Origin of the sequence: Chryseobacterium sp. S90 (assembly GCF_047444895.1) — a bacterium.
GTDB lineage: Bacteria > Bacteroidota > Bacteroidia > Flavobacteriales > Weeksellaceae > Chryseobacterium.
Genome location: NZ_JBLGCX010000001.1, coordinates 684,900 through 702,233, shown reverse-complemented (window position 1 = coordinate 702,233; position 17,334 = coordinate 684,900). Strand labels below are relative to the sequence as shown.

The window sequence follows — 17,334 nt, the reverse complement described above, 5'->3', positions numbered from 1 at the left end:
TTTTTTTGTTATTGGTTAAAATGGAACATAAAAATGACAAAAATGAACTAGATTTTAATAGGGGAGCGTGTCTACCTTTGCAAAAGGAATTTTTATTACCTGTTATAATGAACGAGAGAGAATCTTTTAATGCAAAAATGCCAACAGCCTGTTTCTTACTTTTCTTTGCCCACGGACTTGTTTTTTCTTCCTGGGCCAGCCGGATTCCTATCATTAAAAATGCACTTTCCATCAATGAGGCAGAACTGGGAACATTATTACTTCTGATGCCGATAGGACAGCTTTCCACGATGGTTTTGGCTGGAAAACTGATTAGTATCTATGGAAGCAGCTGGATTATTAAAAGAGTTTTTTTATTATATCCTTTTTTTCTTTTGTTGATTGGTTTATCACCTTCTTACTGGACGCTGGCAGTTGTTCTGTTCTTCTTTGGGGTTTCCGGAAATATGTGTAATATAGCGATCAATACACAGGCCATTGAAATAGAATCTATTACCAAGAGATCTCTTCTCTCTTCCTATCACGGAGCTTGGTGTTTTGCCGGCCTTACGGGAGCTGTTGTTGGTTTATTGATGATTAACCTTCATGTGGGAACTTTCTATCATTTTGTTACTATTTTTATTCTGGTAGGAATACTTTGGTTCTATAGTAAAAGAAATCTGACTAATATTATTCATAAAGCAGAGCCGCAAACCCGGTCAATTTTTAAATCTGTGAATCCTACACTGTTTGGTTTGGGAATCATAGGATTTCTGAGTATGGCAATTGAAGGAGCCATGTTCGACTGGAGCGGGGTTTATTTTCAAACGATAGTTAAAGCACCTGAAAACCTTGTGATACTGGGATATACAAGTTTTATTTTAATGATGACTTTAGGTAGGTTTATCGGGAACAGAATCATAGAAAAGTATGGCAAAAAGATCGTTTTGCAATGTTGTGGTATTCTGATGAGCGGAGGACTTTTTCTAAGCGTTTTCTTCCCGGAATTATGGATTTGTATCATTGCTTTTATGATTATTGGTCTTGGAAGTTCCCTGAGCGTGCCGTCAGTTTACAGCACTGTGGGAAAGGTAAGTACTGTTGCGCCAAGTATTGCACTATCGTTTGTATCCAGTATTTCATTTTTAGGATTTCTGATGGGGCCGCCTCTTATCGGATACATTGCTGAGAGTTTTGATCTCAGGTATTCATACGGTCTTTTTGCCTGTTTTGGGATTTTACTGGCGGTTATGGCCGGACAGATGAAAGTATTCAGGAAATTATAATTTTTCAGGGAATTTTGACATCCGTTAGGTATTTTTTGACATTTTCAAGTTCATTATTCCTTGTTAATCTTGCATTTCAAAATCTTTCTATCTTTATTAAAAATTTCCTTCCATGAAGCCGGTCTCAAGAATTTTAACCGAATCTGTTATTGATCATTCTTTTTCTGTAAAGTGGCTGGAGGATGAAATTCCTTATTTCGGAAACTTTGTAAGACTCAATTATCATCATATTTTAATGATTGAGAACGGTAGAGGTGTGCTGACAGTGGATGAACATACTTTTGATATTGCAGGCCAAAAAATCTTTTTACTCTCTAAAGGACAGATCTGTAAGTTGGAAAATCATTCTGATATCTGTGGTTATCTTATTTCTTTTGGAGACTGTTTTTGGGAAAGAGTGCCTTCCAGTGCCAGTAACTGTAAAGCGGTTTTGTTTAATAATGCGGCTGCGAATCAAGAGCTGTTACCGGATCAGACTGAAACAGATGAATTTTTAAGTTTGTTTCAAATTTTACTGACAGAATACAAAACAGAGTCTTATACTAATCAGATGGATGTATTGGCAGCCTATTTAAAGATCATTATGATCAAATTAGCTAACATAAAAATCGTAAAGGAAGAAACTTTTGACAGTCAGGATTATATCATTTACCGCAAATTTATGGAGCTGTTGAGCAGTCAGTTTCATAATCTGCATGCAGTAAACGACTATTCAGATATGTTGAATATTACCCCACGAAGATTGAGCGACCTGTGTAAACGATGCAGTAATAAAAGCGCAAAAGAGATCATCAACGGACAGATTGTTGCGGAAGCGAAAAGACTTCTTCAGTTTAGCTCTTATACCGTAAAAGAGATTGCTTATCAGCTTAATTTCGGGACCTCGGAACAATTCAGCCACTTTTTCAAAAAAAACACGGAAATATCTCCGGTGAACTATCGCAGTAATTTCATCCACCTCGGGGTGTAAAACAGTTTGAAATTTTGACATGTCATCAGTATTTATTGATATTCTCAGGTACCTGTAATCAGGATACCTTTGGATAAAATTACATAAAGCTATGTCAGTACATCGTATGAAAGAAGTTGCCGGAATCATCATTCCGGACAGTAAAATCGCAACAGAAGCCACAGAACTGCTATTGGAACACGGAACAGAATTTATTTATAATCATTCTCTGCGTGTTTTTTTATTCTCATCATTGAATGCCAAACGGGAAAACAAGGCTCATGATACAGAGTTATTATACGTCGCATCGGTCTTTCATGATTTGGGACTTGTTTCTCATTACAGCAGTTCTGACCTGAGGTTTGAGGTAGACGGAGCCAATGCTGCAAGAGACTTTTTGAAAGGACATGGGATTGCTCAGGATAAACTCCAGCTGGTTTGGGATACCATTGCGCTTCACACTACCATTGGAATTGCAGAACATAAAGAGAATGAAGTAGCCTTAATGTATTCCGGAGTAGGATTGGATGTGATGGGAGAAGGATATGAAAACCTGAGTACAGAACATCGGGAGGAAATTCTCAGGGCTTTTCCGAGAAATGATTTTAAAAAGAAGATAATTCCTACTTTTTTCGGTGGTTTTGAACATAAAACAGAAACCACTTTTGGAAATATAAAAGCTGATGTTTGTGCCTTCATGATCCCGAATTTCCAAAGGAAAAACTTCTGTGATTGTATCTTACATTCGCCGTGGTCTGAATAAGTAAAAGAAAATCTACAATTAAACAGCCCTGAACATTCTTAGATGATCAGGGCTGTTATATATTTATATCCAGTTTTCAATAAGATGAAACCACAACGCTTTTTCTTCATTTAATAGAAAAACAGCTGACGATTGTCTCCTGTTTGTGGTTTCTCCCGTAATCTGAGTCTCAATATAGGTGGCAAGACCGTGATAATCGGAATAATGTACTTCTATATTTTCAACCTGAATATTTCGTTCCGGGAATTTTCCAAATACGGTGGGAAGCCATTCTCTAAGCATAGATAGCGTAACAGTATCTCCGTTTCCATTAATCAATTTGAAATCCGGTGAGAATCCGGATAATAATTTGTTGTAAAGACTTTCCTGATTATCTGTTTTACCCTGAAACCATTTTTCAATATTCCTGTGAAACTCTTCTATTTCCCAAATAATTTTTTCTGTATTGCTCATATTTAAATGTATAATTTTTTTGTTGTTTAAATGTCTTTTAATCAATGAATTTCTTCAATCTGCTTCCTGCTCCTAATTCCAATAAGTTGAAAAATACCAATCATTCCTACCGCTGCCACAAATGCTTCTTTGAATCCCAGAATAGGGATCAGATTAAAAAATAAAGTCCCGATAACAGCCCCTCCGGTTACACTGCCAATTTGAATTCCAATGCTTACCAGACCGGAAGCCTGACCTGCTTTATCTTTAGAAACCAGAGAAATAGCTGTGCGCATCATAACCGGCATAATGGTTCCGTGCCCAAATCCGGCAATAAAAAGGGTAATATGAGTAATAAAAGATGGTTTTTGCTGAAAATAGAAAGCTGCTGCACTGAGTATAAATCCGATCAACAATAATCCCAATCCTACGTAGATCATTTTGTCAGTGGCCAGTTTTGTCCGTGAAGTGATCAACGGTGCCATAAAAAATGCAAGCCCATAAGGAACGATAGCCAAGCCTGTCTGCATTGAGTTCTGATGAAGAAACTGCTGAAGGTAATAAGGATAGCAAATGAATAAACCAGCGGTGAAATTGTAAAAGAAAATAATAAGAAGGCTTAATGCAAAAGGTTTATATTGCAGCAGTGCCGGATCTATAAGTACCAGACGGCTTTTTTGCAGCTGCTTTTTCTCATATCTCAGAAACACGATTAATAATAAGATTCCGGAAAGAATAACTCCGAAAATCCACCAGGCCCACTCAAATTTTTGTCCGAAAATAAGAGGGCAGATGAGCATAAGTAAAGCCAGAATTAATAATAAAGCTCCTGTAAAGTCAATACCTGTCTGTTCTTTCTTATTGCTGTCACTCATGGTAAAATGGATTCCCAGAATACAGATCACAGTAATGGGTACATTCACAAGAAAAACCATTTCCCAGGAAAAATTTCCCCAATGCATACTTAGAAGAGCTCCGCCAAGCAATTGTCCTGCCACTGAAGCAAGCCCAAATACCGAACTGAAAAGGCTCACAGCCTTAGGCTGCTCCTGACTGCTGAAAAGATCCTTTATAGAAGCCAATACCTGCGGTGCAAGCAATGATGCTCCAACGCCTTGAAACAGTCGGAAAATAATCAGCCATGTAACATCAGGAGAGAAGGCACAGGCCAGAGATGAGAACAGGAAAGTATATAATCCTGATATAAATACTTTTTTACGGCCGTAAATATCACCCAATCTTCCTCCACAAACAACAAGCGCTGCATAGGTAAGTCCATAAATGGCAATGACCATCTGAAGCTGATGATCGCTGGCGCTGAATGCTTTTTTGATAGAAGGCAAAGCCATATTGACAATAAAATAATCCAGCGGAGAGAGAAAAGCACCTGCAATCAGAAAATTGAGTGCCTGCCATCGTTTCGGATATATGTTCATGTTTTTTTATGCAAAATTACCTGCTTTTTATTCTGTTAAAATTGTACTTTTGGAGGAAAATACTGTGTGTCATGAAGGGATTGCCACTTGAAGGGATTGAAGTAAGAGAAATAAAACTGCAAGAAGAAGAGATCATGTTTAAAACAAAAGCTTTTCTTTCATTCGTTTATATTGTCAAAGGAAAAGGTACGCTTGCATATGACGACCGCAGTATTAATTTTTCTCAGGGTAAGCTTTTCATTATTCCTCAACAGGAAGGATACCGCTTTGAGAGTGAAACTGCTCAGCTTATCAGTATTCAGTGTCCGGTTGATTTTATTGATAAAATAAGGCTGGAGGCAGATCGTATTGAAAGCTGTGAGAATTTGTATAAACTCCAGTACATCAGCCATAATTATCATGCGAGGGCCGGCTGTGTCTTCAGGAATAAAAATGATGAACAATTTGCGGAAACCCTAATTCTGCAGATCACGAATGAGTTCAAAAACAAAGCTGAGGATTATCTTATCATTCGCAATTGTATGTCGATCCTTCTCAACCTGATTGCCAGAAATATCATTCAGAGTGAAACTTCAGACCTTCAGGAAAATCGCAAGGCTTTTTCGATAATGAAGATCATCACTTACATTCAGCAGCATATAAAAGACCGTGAGAAGACCGGAATTCAAACTATTGCTGAACATTTCGGGATTTCCGGGAATTATTTCGGAGAGTATTTTAAACAGCAGACAGGCGTTTCCTATCAGGATTATCTGCTGGATTATAGATTGAAGCTGGTGGAAACTTATTTAAAATACAGCAGTGTACGCTTAAGTGAAATCGCTTATGAGCTCCAGTTCAGTGATGAAAGCCATCTTTCTAAGTTGTTTAAAAAATATAGGGGAGTGACGCCCGGTGAATACAGGAAGAATTTCAAATAGATTTTTGCCTGATCTTAATTAATGAAAATTACAAAACCTGAAGCTCCTTAAATACTTCAATAATGGCTTCAATAAGCCCTTTGTCTATATTTTTTTCCGAAGCAGCATCCGGCAGAAGAGCCCTTAAATCACCGTGATCATCACGTTCAATAACAACTTCTGTTCCGTCAACATCTACATACAGTTTATAGCCGTATGAGAAGGTGGCAAGCTTTCCATTGAAAAACAGCTCTTTACCTTTATAGATTACAGGTACTTCAAATTCTTCCATTATTGTAAGTTTCTATTCATGCTAAATTCCAGACAAAGGTCGGAAAATTTTACTTTATATCATCATACAAAATATAATGATAAAGCCGAATAATACGAATTTCTGAAAATATTTATGTGTTAAAATCTGTATATTTATTCCTTCGTTATGAACTCATTTCAAAGCAGGAATGATCAATGAATTTGAATTAAGATATTATGAAAGATACGATTACCCTTTTCTGGTTCAGACGTGATTTGAGGTTGGAAGACAATATCGGGCTTCACCACGCTCTCCAGTCGGATGCTCCGGTAGTGCCTGTTTTTATATTTGATACTGATATTCTCGGGAAACTGGAAGATAAAGAGGACCGCAGGGTAGATTATATCCATCAGGCTTTGACAGATATCAATATTTCACTGAAAAAATATCATTCAAAAGTCAATACTTATTATGGTAAACCCATAGAAATACTCCGGAAATTATCTGAAGAATATCATATTGAAGGCGTTTTCTGTAACCGGGATTATGAACCTCAGGCAATTGAAAGAGATAAGGAAGTCTATTATTTTTTCAAAGAAAAAAATATTCCTTTTAAAGCTTATAAAGATCAGGTCATTTTTGATAAAGATCAGATTGTTAAAAAAGATGGTTCTCCTTATACTGTTTATACTCCTTTTGCAAAGAAATGGCGTGAAGCATTAGCTCCGGAACATTATAAATCTGTAGAATTGAACTTTAAAAATCTCTTTTCACAGGAACATTCTGCTATCCTTACACTACAAGAGATTGGTTTCAGAAAAACAGATTTTGATTTTACAAAACCTGTTCTGGATGCTTCTATTATTGATGATTACGATAAATACCGCGATTATCCGGCCTTACAGCATACTACACAGTTGGGAATTGCTTTACGGTTTGGAACAATCAGTATCAGGAAATGTGTAGCTTTTGCATTGAAACATAATGCAACATGGCTTTCAGAATTGATCTGGCGCGAGTTTTTTATGCAGATTTTATTTCATTTTCCACAGGTGGTTCATCAATCTTTCAAAAAGCAATATGATAATATCAGCTGGCGTAATAATGAAGAAGAATTTAAACACTGGCGTGAAGGAACTACAGGATATCCTATTGTAGATGCGGGAATGAGACAGCTTAATCAGACAGGCTATATACATAACCGTGTAAGAATGATTGTGGCGAGTTTCTTATGTAAACATTTATTGATCGACTGGCGTTGGGGGGAAGCTTATTTTGCCTTAAAGCTGAATGATTATGACCTCTCAGCAAACAATGGAAACTGGCAGTGGGCGGCAGGAAGCGGCTGTGATGCAGCTCCTTATTTCAGGGTTTTTAATCCGACAGCTCAGGTCGAGAAATTTGATAAAGACTTTTCATATATCAAAAAATGGCTTCCCGAATGGAATACACCTGCATATCCGGCACCCATAGTAGAACATGCCTATGCCAGAGAAAGAGCTTTATCCGAATATAAGAAAGCCCTGACATAAACCATCTTAGACAAAAATGCCCAATGACAAAAAAGCCACTGAGCATCAACCAATTGATATTAATATGAAAAGTTACTTATTGAAGTAATCGGATCATTAAATTGTTTTCAGATACAGTTCCTGTAATTCCTGTGCGGTAAATGCTTTGGAAGGTAGGTTCTGTACAAGTTCTCCCTGCTTCATAATACCAATATTAGTGGCTACGCTTACGGCATTGAAAATATCATGAGTAGCCATTAGAACGGTTCTGCCTTCCTTACCCAGCTGGCGCACAATCTCTGTAAATTCCGCTGTAGCTATCGGATCCAGTCCACTGGTGGGCTCATCAAGGAGAAGGACTTTTGCATCCTTGGCCAAGGCAATAGCAATACCTACCTTTTGGCGCATTCCTTTGGAATATCCTCCAAGGGGTTTTTGGTGTGCCGTTTCCTGCAATCCTGTTCGTTTTAATAATGCAGACAGCTCATCTTTCTGATAATCAAATCCTGCGATCTTAGAGAAAAAATCCAGGTTTTCTATTCCGGTGAGATTTGGATATAAAAGAACGGTTTCAGGGATATAAGCAAGGTGTTTTTTTATTTTTTGAGGATGCTCTTTTACAGAAATCTCATTAATGAAAGCATCTCCGGAAGTGGCTTTAATGAGTCCCAGAAGAATATTGATCGTTGTACTTTTTCCAGCTCCGTTTTGTCCTAAAAGAGCGAAAATTTCCCCTTTCTTTACTTCAAGATTAAGAGAATGAAGCGCTGTAAAATCGTTGTATTTTTTATGTAGGTTGATTGTTTTTAACATAGTTTTCTGTATTTGTTTTGTGAAAGGATCATGAATAAAGCAATAAAGATGAGGTAGGGCAGCAATAGCTGAAACCACTTCAAATGTTCGGACAAGCTGAATACCTCTATGGTTTGCTGTGCCCAGTTGACAGATTCGGCATTTTTTCCCGAGAAAATAAGCGGGTAGAAGAACAACCGTTTTTTCTCATGGAATTTTTTAAGCGAAGAAGCATACTGCAGCTGATTACTCATATCAGTTTTCGCCAGATGACTCTCTGTGAGCTGAGTATGGAGATTCGGAAGAAGATAGCCTAAATAAATTGCCGCCTGATTTCGTTTCTGCATTTTTTCAGTGTACAGTTCTGCAGATTTTGCAGACTCCAGATCTCCCATATGCTGCATAGCGTAATACCAGGTCCAGGTAAAAGTATCATTCTCTTCCACCGTAAAATTTCTGTATTGAGGATATGCTTTGTAAAACTTTTCCATAGTCGGGCGTTTGGCTTCATCCCATTTGTTGTGATAGCCCTCTCTCTGTTCCATAACCGCTTTCAGGGATTCATGAACAGGATAGATCTTTTGGATCAGAATATTGCTGCTCATCGGAATGATAAAATTAATGCTTACCCATACAATGAGAAGAATCAATGCATTCTGAGCTGATGATTTCCGAAAAGAAATAATCCATCTGCAAAGCACAAACCAGAACAGAATATAAAGCCATCCACTGATGACAAACGCAATATAATAAAGGTCTGAAGGAATCTTTATCCATAACGAAGCAATAATCATTAATGCCAGATACACCACCGTTACAGCACTCAGTCGTATGAGCATTTTATGATCCAAAAACTTTTGTAAATTACCACTTTGAACTGACAGCAGCTTCCAGGTTCCTCTTTCTTCTTCCTCAGAAATCAGATTATAACAAAAAGCGACAATCACCAATGGGAAAAGGAATACAATCACAAAACTGAAATCAAAGTTTCCGACGGCAGCATTGGCTGGATTATAAAAATCAGAATTATAACGTTGCTCTTCAAGATTCCGGATGGTTACTCCCTGTATCGAAGGATTTAAGTCACGCATTCCGATATTCAGGGCAGCCAGTCTGGGAGTTTCATTCACCAGATTAAATTTAATATAATAAAGAACCAATCCCAGATCATCTTTATGAAACTTAGTGTTCCTTTCTATGCTTTCTTTCTGGAATGCTCCGCTTTTAGAAATAATATCTTCATTCCGGTCCAGAAATTTCTTCCCGGTATAAATAGCCATCATCCCGGCCATGAATAAGAATAACAACGCAATGATATAGGCTTTGTTACGATAAAATTGTATGTATAAATAACGGTTCATCTAGATTAATTTTAATTTTCTTCCACTTATTTCAATTGCGGCAATGCCTATTGCTAACCAAAGAAGCAAAGCAACAGCAGGTATTGACTGCTCTTTTAAGCTGTCCAAAACGTTCGTATACTGATAATTAAAGTCCGGGAATCTCTTCCAGTTATCCTTATCAATCACAGCAGGCGGACCTCCTTTTTCCGGTTTTATATTGCTGATATACTTTATCTGCAGATCATTTAAATGCTGAGCCATCTGATAGCGGTATTCTTCAGCCTGCTTTTGAAACTGGGTATATGAGAAAAAATCTGTACCTGTTGCAATCATTGAAAAATTTTTAACAGCAATAGCAGGATTGATTAAACCCGAAATGTCTGTGAGATTTTGTTGTTTGTGGTAAATGGTCTGCAATTCTTTTTGATGCCTGATATAGATCCGGGAACTTATCTTTTCCCCTTCCTTCATGACAAACCCGCCATAGTTGAAGGGAAGTTCATTGGTTGTTTTTACTTTATAATGCGCAAGTAATGAATCTTTTATTTTCTTAAAATGAGGATCGTCAGGATTGTGGCTGTCTCCCGATTTTAAAATATCCTTTTCCAGATTGGTTTCAAAAGCAATACGGGAAGGAGCCGGATATAAATTTTGTGCTGCAAACTGAACTCCTTTTGGTAAAACAATAATGAACAGAAGCCAGAACCCGATAAGACCGATCAGTGCTGAAGAGGTACTTTTACTATTCGCAGAAACGATAACCGTTAAGACGCTGATGAAAAAATAATAGACCATATAAGCGGGCAGGAGCAATGACAAACGAATCAAAATATCAGCAGAATCTGTAGTTTGTGACATCAATGCAGCCACGAAAGCAACAGGAATTACCGGGATCAGGAAACATAAAGAAAACAGCCAGAGTCCCAGAACTTTTCCCCAGATAATATCTCTTCCCGAAGCCCCTTGTACACTGATGATTTTTAAAGTGGCGTTTTCACGTTCCTGTACGATTAATCCAAACCCTAAAAAAAGAATAATCAGAGGAACAATACTCTGCAGAATAAAAGCACTGCTGAAAGCCCCGAATCTTACCAAAGTACCTGAACTTCCGGCTTCCGAAAGATTGGCTGTATTCTGTTTATGTGCTTCCAGGAATATTACATTTCCAAGATAGTCATCTAATCCGTTGTCAAAAATATTCAGTGGATGCCCGATTCTGAAAACCAGATAGCCATAATGCGCCATACGGTGCGGATGCTTATCAGGTCTGTGTTCCCAGTGTTCCCGGACTTCTTCCCGGTATTCTTTTATTTTTGAAAAAGAATCGGTGTATTTTGTAAACCCAATGCCGATGCTCAACATACAGAAGAGGAGTACAGTGATGGTGATGAGCAGGTTCTGTTTGCCTTTGAACAGGTCCTGCCAGGTCTTTCTCACAATCAGTTGTAAGTTTGAAATAGCCATAATTTAAAATTTATAAGTAGCAGTTAGTAAATAGTTTCTTGGTGTGCCCGGAAATAATCTTAGGTAATTCTGAGCGCCGATCCAGTAGACCTTATTGGTAATATTATTCAGGTTAAAAGCCAGCTGAACAGATTTTGCCGGAGTATAATACAATGCAGTGTCTATGGTAGTATATGGCGGAAGCTCAAAGCTTCTTGTAAACCATGGTACTTTTGAACTTTGATAAAGCATTCCCGCTCCAATTCCAAAGTCTTTTATAAGCTCTATGGTTGAAAAGTTGTAGCGTGTCCAGATATTGAAAGAATTTTTAGAAGTATTTTCTTTCCCTTTCCCCACAAGATCAGGATTCGTATCATCCAGTATTTTAGCATCGATATAGCTGTAACCTCCGTAAATATGCCATTGAGGAAGAATATGCCCCGAAATCTCAGCTTCAAATCCACGACTCCGGTCGGCCCCTCGCTGTACAAGTTCATCAGGTTCCGAAGGATTGTTGGCATTGATTAAAATATTTCTCTGATTGATCTCATACACAGCAAGATTCAATGAGATTTTTCCAAAAAGCTGCGCTTTCATTCCCAGTTCTTTAAGATCTGATGTCAAAGGTTTAAATCTGGCAGCAGATCCTGTAAGGTTGGAGGTATTGGGCATTAATGTCACCGTATTGGATTGTGGCTGGAATCCGGTAAGGTAAGTTCCATAAAAATTAATGTTATCCGTAAGACTATAGGTGATCCCGAATCTGTACAGAAGTTTATTATTCCGGAATGAAGACTCATTGGATTCCTTGAAATTGGTAATGTCCTGAAACCATTCCTGACGTATTCCTGATAAAATTTTGAACTTTTTCCACGTGAAAAAATGCTGGATATAAGCTGCATGTGTGGTTGTAAGAGCAGAAGGCAGAGGAGTCATGATATTCAAAGTATTAAAATCATTACCCTGATAATTTTCTGCACCCGGATTCAGATCAAAAGGAGTAACATTGGGCTTTGGAATGAGTATTCCGTTGTAATTGAAAGTCTGGTAATCAGCCGCATTGGCAGGTTTGTAAGAGGGAGCCACAGAACCGTTCTTTAAAAGAAAACCTCTTGCGGCATTTTGCTGCCCGCCTTTGCGTTTTTCCCAGATCTGACTGTCATAGCCTATCAAAGCCTGATGCTGAACAGCACCGGTTTTGAATTTAAAATTAAAATAAGCATTGATATTATCTGTTGCCCAGTTTTGATTCCTTTGTACAAACTGCATCATTGCAAGACTGGAAACCGGTTTGTTATCCATATCGGGGACAAAAGAATTGGTGGTTCGGTGTTCCTGCAGATTTTCTCTCCAGTATTGCTTCATATAAGAAGCATTAAAGCTGATAAATTGATTAAAGTGATGGGCAACACTTCCCATTAAAATTAATTCCCTGGTTTTAAAAAAATCATCGGGAGCTCCCAGATTCAATGATCTTGGTGTACTGTACAAATCTGTTTTTCCTGCAACAGCACCGAAAATAGGTTGTCCTCTGTCCAGATTTCCATAAAGATCATTGAAAATCATTTCCACATTCACCGATGTTTTTTCATTCGGAACAAAGGTGATGGAAGGAGAAATTAAAATACCGCTGTTTTTAACATGATCCCTGAACGAATGAGCATTTTGGTAAGCTCCGTTAAAGCGATACAGCAGGGTTTTGCTCTTATTTAAAGGACCTGTAAGATCTGTGGTAACACGGTAAGTATCAAAACTGCCTCCCGATGAACTGATCTCGTGACGGGAAGTTGACAACGGTTTTTTGGTAACCATATTAATTGTTCCTCCGGGATCTACACTGGACATGGTAATGCTTGCAGGACCTTTGAAAATTTCCACACGCTCAATATTGGAAGTCATAGGCTGTAGAAAATAATACTGCCTTGTGCGCATTCCATTGATGATCTGTCCTTCTTCATTTTGGCTGATGCCACGGATGTTGTATTGGTTGTAATAACTGGAAGGAGAGACTCCGTTCACGTTTTTCATAACCTCTCCAAGCTGAAAGGCCTGGCGGTCGGTGATCAGCTCCTTGGTAACCGTATTAAGAGTTAAAGGAAGATCTTTGTTTTTCATAGCAATCTTAGTGGCAGCGAAAGAGTAGTCCGATGTATAATCTTTAGACTTTCTTCCGATGATCTCAACCGTTTGTACCACTGTAGATAAAGAATCTTCAGAACGGGACTGAGCATATAGAAATGAAGATGCGGTGAGGAAACTTAGACTTAAAAGTTTCACAGAATTTGGGGAAATACAATGAATTATTCCCGAATAATTAAAATTACTGGTAATCATGAAAAGGGATGTACGGGCAATGAAAATGCCCATTAATAAAAGGATATCCTTAATTGTGTGAAAACACAGGTATCCACGGAATAACAGTACAGACTAAGAAATCTGTATACAAAAAATGAAGGCAGTATAGATTAAGCTGCCGCGAAAAATGAGGATGGGGGAGCCCGGGAGCTGAAGAAGTCGAGAAGGCAACGGTATGAAATGGCTTTCGGTTGAGGCATTTCGTTGTCATTCGTACTATTGATGGCAAAATCCATGTTCAAAGGTTCAGGAAGAAGAACATTGTTCATGTGCATATGAAGCGCACACTGACATTCGTCGTCCTGTGAAAAGGTAGGAATTTTCTCTTCTTTGGACCCCTTTTTATAAATCACTTTACTTTTAGCATGTTTAGCGTGATCAAAACACGTTGTTATGCCACTGACATTAGAAACAAATATCAGAAGTAAAGAGAAAACAAAAAAGACTCTGAGAAATTTTTGCATAATAGAAAAACAAAAGTACAATTTAATTTGATAAAAAAGGGATGATGAAGAAAAAGTAACAGATATTTTTCAAGATGTGATTTCAAACCTAATGATTATAGCTTCTGTTGGGCTCAGGAAATATTTTCCGCAGCAGTATGATCCGGATCATATTTTGTGATATAAACACTTGTTATATTTTTGGCCCATTGAAATTTCATATTTCTGACAAATTACAGTATAACCTTCCGATGATTCGGGAGGTTTTTTTGTTTTTATATTAAGTTACAGTCTCAATACATTCAGAGATTGAACAAATTCAGTAAATGTCCGCTAACACGCCGAAGATAAAAAAACAAGCAAAAATATCCTTAGAGCATAAAAAAGAAAGTCAGGACTTAAAATGAAAATAATAATAACACTTGATAAAAATAGGTGTTTTTCCTCACTGTTTTGGGATTTACAATTTTAATTTTGCTGGGCAATACATAAAACTAAATACATGAAAACTTCACAAAAAGGAATCAACCTGATCGTATCATTTGAAGGCTTCAGCGCTAAGCCTTATCTGGATTCTGCGGGAATTCCGACAATAGGGTATGGCAACACTTACTATCCGGGAGGAATGAAAGTAACCATGAAAGATCCGGCAATCACAAAAGAACAAGGAGTAGAGTTATTCGCTACAGTTTTGCCAATTTATGAAAACATCGTGAACTCAAAAGTGAAAATAGAACTTAATCAGAATCAGTTTGATGCTTTGGTTTCTCATGCTTATAATACCGGAGGATCTGAGACTCTATTTTCTCTTATCAACAAAAGAGCAGCAGATTTAGAAATCAGAAATTGGTTTACAAAACGATATATTACTGCTGGAGGGAAAGTTTTAAACGGGCTTATCCGAAGAAGAAAGGCGGAAGCTGATCTGTTTTTTTCTAAATAACTGAAGTTCTACAAGGCCTTTTTTAAATAGAAATTCCCCATTGTTAGGTGGGGCTATTATTTTACCATGTAAAATACTTTCCAAATTCACTACTCTTGATACTTGCAATAAAATTGTCATAGAGGTTTTTCTCAACTATCGAATCATTATCAATTTCAAGATGGATTTCTTTGTATTTAGGTTCGTAAAAAAAATTATTAACTTTTGAGAAACCACCATTGTATTTCTCTTTTAAAAATTTTCTACATCTTCAGGTGTAAATCTGTCATCTGTGTAAATAGTCATTGCGAGCTTGAATTTTGGAGCATCTATATGTCTGATTTTGTGTACTTCAAAAATACGAATAAAATAGGCTGGTCCATTTTGTCTGAAATTAGGCGGTAAATATCAGCTCCGCATAATATCGATGATAGCCTATTTTGATAATTTGATTAAATTAGGATGTGCAGCAGGAATCTCCACTAAAGCACCTGTTTGTAACATTTTAATTGTCAAAACTACACCTGTTTTCAGGGAAGCAGTACTGCTAATTACTTCACCAACAGCTTCACCATCGAAAGTAACTAGATCTCCTATGTCAAATTTTTGTTCGTTAATAAAATGTTTATTATAAATTTTTTGTCGTGTTTGAAAGGTTTTTAACTGGGTTGAGTCATTATTATGTTGATTATTTTGCTTTCTAACAATATTAAGAACTTCTTCAAGTATATCCCTATCACTTCTTTGAGGTTTTAGTACAGGATTGTTGACAGAATCTAATATTTTCTTTACATTTTCTTCCAGCTTAGGGTAAAATGTATCAAACATTTCAGTTAACAATGGTAGATCTATAGCTTTGTCATCTAATGATTTATTTACAGATTTAATCATTTTAAACATATCAACTTTATTAAAATCTGTAAGTTGAAATCTAGCTAATGGCCCTATTACATCTGATTTTTTTATCCCAAATAATAAAGGACACACTTTTGATTTATCTAATCTATTTGATAGAGCTCCTGCCTCAAATAAAATCCATGGCTTTTCTGTATTATCACTTGTTAAGCAAATTATACCAACTACACATTCTGAAAGTTTCTGATTAATTTCAGCTTCCCACTTTGTTCCTTTTTCAATATCAGATGGAGTATAGTATGGTTTTGCAGACTGTAGTACTTTTGGAATCCAATTCTTGATTTCTTCGGCGATTTTCATACTAGTGTCACCGGACCAGCTTATAAATATATTCATTATTAAAAATTAAGGTTCCAATGTACAAACAATTCAAACTCAATCATTACGGTTTCCCGTATAGATCTGACTACAGTCTCTCCGTATATTTACGGTGTTTGTATAAACTAAAAGTACAAGTCAAAGTTTTTTTAATGTCCTCGGTTTCCCGGGGATTTTTGCGTCAAAAGAAAATGTACCACAAAAAGAACGATTTCATTAAACAGTGAAGTTTATGGCATATGCATTGTTAATGATAAAAAAGAGTTTTTAAGAGAGACTTTATTTAACACCACATCATTATAACTTATATCATTTTGCACTTTTACCTCCCTATTGACACGGGAGGTTTTTTTATGACTCTAATCATAATTCAATTAATAGAGATTTATTAATTTTGAAATGTTAATAAAATTTTTTATTATAAGTTTGTATCCCCGGAGAAATCCAGGGATTTTTCTTTTAAAAGAGCGGTGTTGTCCTGACAATTTTAAGTGTGAATTGTAGCCCCAACGGATGATTTCTCGAATTTTTTTAAAGAAGATTTACTGCGAATAGAAAGTATATATGAATATTTTGATTCGGGAGACAAGCCGTTTTGATTCCAAAATTTATATAAATATTGATTTCTATAAAATATGGCTATATGTAAACTTCCCATTAATCTTATAAAACGACTATAGATGGGGTGCGTTTTTCATTTGTTATAAAATATTTTCCATGATAACCCAGCTAAGGTATTGTAATTGGGAAACGGAATTGCGGCTTATTTGGATCTTGATTCTGATGGTATTTTAGATTTATTCCAATAATCAAGCTTAGGAGATAAACAGCAAAGAATCTCACTTTTATCTTTATAAATTTCTATTTGCCTTCTCTTTTTTTAACTGATTCCAATTATTAATATTCAGAATGAGGATTGGAACCAGAGCGATAGGAATTACACTCATTGCACTAAATCCACGTTTGAATGTTAAGACTATATTACTTAGGAATAATAAGAGGATCGCAATGCCCAGCATGATAGTAATAATCTTAATTTTCTTTTCATTGCTGATGAGTTCTTCATTTGTGTATTCGCTTATTGACTTGTTTTTCATAATGTTTTGTTGATGGCTTTGCAGGTTATAATTTTGTTGTAGAGATTTATAAATAAGGCTATCTCGCTCATAAAGATATAAATTATTAAAATATGCGGGATAAAATTTATAGGCACATTTTTATACCCATTCATGGTATCTTTTTTTTGAAGTTTGTTTGCTGCAAATTTACTGATGCCCTCTATAAAGGAGCCTGAA

16 protein-coding genes are annotated in these 17,334 nt (G+C 36.7%); 6 read left to right on the top strand and 10 right to left on the bottom strand.

The features are described 5' to 3' along the window. Positions 1-107 precede the first annotated feature (107 nt). The 3 genes from ACLMCG_RS03255 (at position 108) to ACLMCG_RS03245 (ending at position 2,977) form a co-directional block, all read left to right on the top strand. Positions 108-1,265, top strand: coding sequence for an MFS transporter (locus tag ACLMCG_RS03255; RefSeq protein ID WP_413958781.1), 1,158 nt, complete (start codon positions 108-110; stop codon positions 1,263-1,265). A 112-nt stretch (positions 1,266-1,377) separates the two neighbouring features. Next, complete coding sequence (locus ACLMCG_RS03250; RefSeq protein WP_413958780.1) at positions 1,378-2,235, top strand: helix-turn-helix domain-containing protein; 858 nt, start codon at positions 1,378-1,380, stop codon at positions 2,233-2,235. Between the two features lie 91 nt (positions 2,236-2,326). After that, positions 2,327-2,977, top strand: a complete 651-nt coding sequence (locus ACLMCG_RS03245) for an HD domain-containing protein (RefSeq protein ID WP_413958779.1) — start codon at positions 2,327-2,329, stop codon at positions 2,975-2,977. Between the two features lie 63 nt (positions 2,978-3,040). On the opposite strand, the gene ACLMCG_RS03240 is transcribed toward ACLMCG_RS03245, so the two are convergent. Continuing rightward, complete coding sequence (locus ACLMCG_RS03240) at positions 3,041-3,430, bottom strand: hypothetical protein (RefSeq protein WP_413958778.1); 390 nt, start codon at positions 3,428-3,430, stop codon at positions 3,041-3,043. A gap of 41 nt (positions 3,431-3,471) precedes the next feature. Beyond that, positions 3,472-4,845, bottom strand: a complete 1,374-nt coding sequence (locus tag ACLMCG_RS03235; RefSeq protein WP_413958777.1) for an MFS transporter — start codon at positions 4,843-4,845, stop codon at positions 3,472-3,474. Between the two features lie 71 nt (positions 4,846-4,916). Between ACLMCG_RS03235 and ACLMCG_RS03230 the strand changes: the two genes are divergently transcribed. Then, the gene (locus ACLMCG_RS03230) at positions 4,917-5,765 is read left to right on the top strand and encodes a helix-turn-helix domain-containing protein (RefSeq protein ID WP_413958776.1); all 849 of its coding nucleotides are present in this window, start codon (positions 4,917-4,919) and stop codon (positions 5,763-5,765) included. A gap of 28 nt (positions 5,766-5,793) precedes the next feature. On the opposite strand, the gene ACLMCG_RS03225 is transcribed toward ACLMCG_RS03230, so the two are convergent. Next, a complete protein-coding gene (locus tag ACLMCG_RS03225; RefSeq protein WP_413958775.1) occupies positions 5,794-6,036 on the bottom strand; it encodes a hypothetical protein in 243 nt (80 codons plus the stop codon). Positions 6,037-6,233: 197 nt separating this feature from the next. Between ACLMCG_RS03225 and ACLMCG_RS03220 the strand changes: the two genes are divergently transcribed. Next, positions 6,234-7,529 (top strand): cryptochrome/photolyase family protein, encoded by a 1,296-nt coding sequence (locus ACLMCG_RS03220; protein ID WP_413958774.1) that lies wholly within the window; start codon positions 6,234-6,236, stop codon positions 7,527-7,529. A 96-nt stretch (positions 7,530-7,625) separates the two neighbouring features. Here the strand turns inward: ACLMCG_RS03220 and ACLMCG_RS03215 are convergent, their stop codons facing one another. The 5 genes from ACLMCG_RS03215 to ACLMCG_RS03195 all read right to left on the bottom strand — a co-directional run bounded on the left by ACLMCG_RS03215 (position 7,626) and on the right by ACLMCG_RS03195 (position 13,794). Continuing rightward, positions 7,626-8,321: an ABC transporter ATP-binding protein gene (locus tag ACLMCG_RS03215; protein ID WP_413958773.1), complete on the bottom strand. Its 696-nt coding sequence runs from the start codon at positions 8,319-8,321 to the stop codon at positions 7,626-7,628. After that, positions 8,315-9,661 carry a DUF3526 domain-containing protein gene (locus tag ACLMCG_RS03210; protein ID WP_413958772.1) on the bottom strand — a complete coding sequence of 449 codons (1,347 nt, stop codon included), beginning with the start codon at positions 9,659-9,661 and terminating at the stop codon, positions 8,315-8,317. Before ACLMCG_RS03210 ends, ACLMCG_RS03215 begins: the two co-directional genes overlap by 7 nt. Beyond that, positions 9,662-11,107 (bottom strand): ABC transporter permease, encoded by a 1,446-nt coding sequence (locus ACLMCG_RS03205; RefSeq protein WP_413958771.1) that lies wholly within the window; start codon positions 11,105-11,107, stop codon positions 9,662-9,664. It abuts the gene before it with no gap. 3 nt (positions 11,108-11,110) lie between these two features. Continuing rightward, a complete protein-coding gene (locus tag ACLMCG_RS03200; protein WP_413958770.1) occupies positions 11,111-13,363 on the bottom strand; it encodes a TonB-dependent siderophore receptor in 2,253 nt (750 codons plus the stop codon). A 188-nt stretch (positions 13,364-13,551) separates the two neighbouring features. Further along, positions 13,552-13,794 carry a hypothetical protein gene (locus ACLMCG_RS03195; RefSeq protein ID WP_413958769.1) on the bottom strand — a complete coding sequence of 81 codons (243 nt, stop codon included), beginning with the start codon at positions 13,792-13,794 and terminating at the stop codon, positions 13,552-13,554. A 592-nt stretch (positions 13,795-14,386) separates the two neighbouring features. Between ACLMCG_RS03195 and ACLMCG_RS03190 the strand changes: the two genes are divergently transcribed. Further along, positions 14,387-14,827, top strand: a complete 441-nt coding sequence (locus tag ACLMCG_RS03190; RefSeq protein WP_413958768.1) for a lysozyme — start codon at positions 14,387-14,389, stop codon at positions 14,825-14,827. Between the two features lie 414 nt (positions 14,828-15,241). Here ACLMCG_RS03190 and ACLMCG_RS03185 read toward each other — a convergent pair whose 3' ends face one another. Together ACLMCG_RS03185 and ACLMCG_RS03180 are read right to left on the bottom strand one after the other, a co-directional pair. Next, complete coding sequence (locus ACLMCG_RS03185) at positions 15,242-16,057, bottom strand: toll/interleukin-1 receptor domain-containing protein (RefSeq protein ID WP_413958767.1); 816 nt, start codon at positions 16,055-16,057, stop codon at positions 15,242-15,244. A gap of 833 nt (positions 16,058-16,890) precedes the next feature. After that, entirely contained in the window at positions 16,891-17,136 is a 246-nt protein-coding gene (locus ACLMCG_RS03180; protein ID WP_223598839.1) for a redox-active disulfide protein 2, read from the bottom strand. Positions 17,137-17,334 lie beyond the last annotated feature (198 nt).

What these genes read in the sequence shown, in the direction of transcription:
- ACLMCG_RS03185 (WP_413958767.1), bottom strand. Translation starts at nt 16,057, where the DNA reads ATGAATATATTTATAAGCTGGTCCGGTGACACTAGTATGAAAATCGCC.
- ACLMCG_RS03240 (WP_413958778.1), bottom strand. Translation starts at nt 3,430, where the DNA reads ATGAGCAATACAGAAAAAATTATTTGGGAAATAGAAGAGTTTCACAGG.
- ACLMCG_RS03230 (WP_413958776.1), top strand. Translation starts at nt 4,917, where the DNA reads ATGAAGGGATTGCCACTTGAAGGGATTGAAGTAAGAGAAATAAAACTG.
- ACLMCG_RS03235 (WP_413958777.1), bottom strand. Translation starts at nt 4,845, where the DNA reads ATGAACATATATCCGAAACGATGGCAGGCACTCAATTTTCTGATTGCA.
- ACLMCG_RS03255 (WP_413958781.1), top strand. Translation starts at nt 108, where the DNA reads ATGAACGAGAGAGAATCTTTTAATGCAAAAATGCCAACAGCCTGTTTC.
- ACLMCG_RS03225 (WP_413958775.1), bottom strand. Translation starts at nt 6,036, where the DNA reads ATGGAAGAATTTGAAGTACCTGTAATCTATAAAGGTAAAGAGCTGTTT.
- ACLMCG_RS03215 (WP_413958773.1), bottom strand. Translation starts at nt 8,321, where the DNA reads ATGTTAAAAACAATCAACCTACATAAAAAATACAACGATTTTACAGCG.
- ACLMCG_RS03250 (WP_413958780.1), top strand. Translation starts at nt 1,378, where the DNA reads ATGAAGCCGGTCTCAAGAATTTTAACCGAATCTGTTATTGATCATTCT.
- ACLMCG_RS03220 (WP_413958774.1), top strand. Translation starts at nt 6,234, where the DNA reads ATGAAAGATACGATTACCCTTTTCTGGTTCAGACGTGATTTGAGGTTG.
- ACLMCG_RS03245 (WP_413958779.1), top strand. Translation starts at nt 2,327, where the DNA reads ATGTCAGTACATCGTATGAAAGAAGTTGCCGGAATCATCATTCCGGAC.
- ACLMCG_RS03205 (WP_413958771.1), bottom strand. Translation starts at nt 11,107, where the DNA reads ATGGCTATTTCAAACTTACAACTGATTGTGAGAAAGACCTGGCAGGAC.
- ACLMCG_RS03180 (WP_223598839.1), bottom strand. Translation starts at nt 17,136, where the DNA reads ATGAAAAACAAGTCAATAAGCGAATACACAAATGAAGAACTCATCAGC.
- ACLMCG_RS03190 (WP_413958768.1), top strand. Translation starts at nt 14,387, where the DNA reads ATGAAAACTTCACAAAAAGGAATCAACCTGATCGTATCATTTGAAGGC.
- ACLMCG_RS03210 (WP_413958772.1), bottom strand. Translation starts at nt 9,661, where the DNA reads ATGAACCGTTATTTATACATACAATTTTATCGTAACAAAGCCTATATC.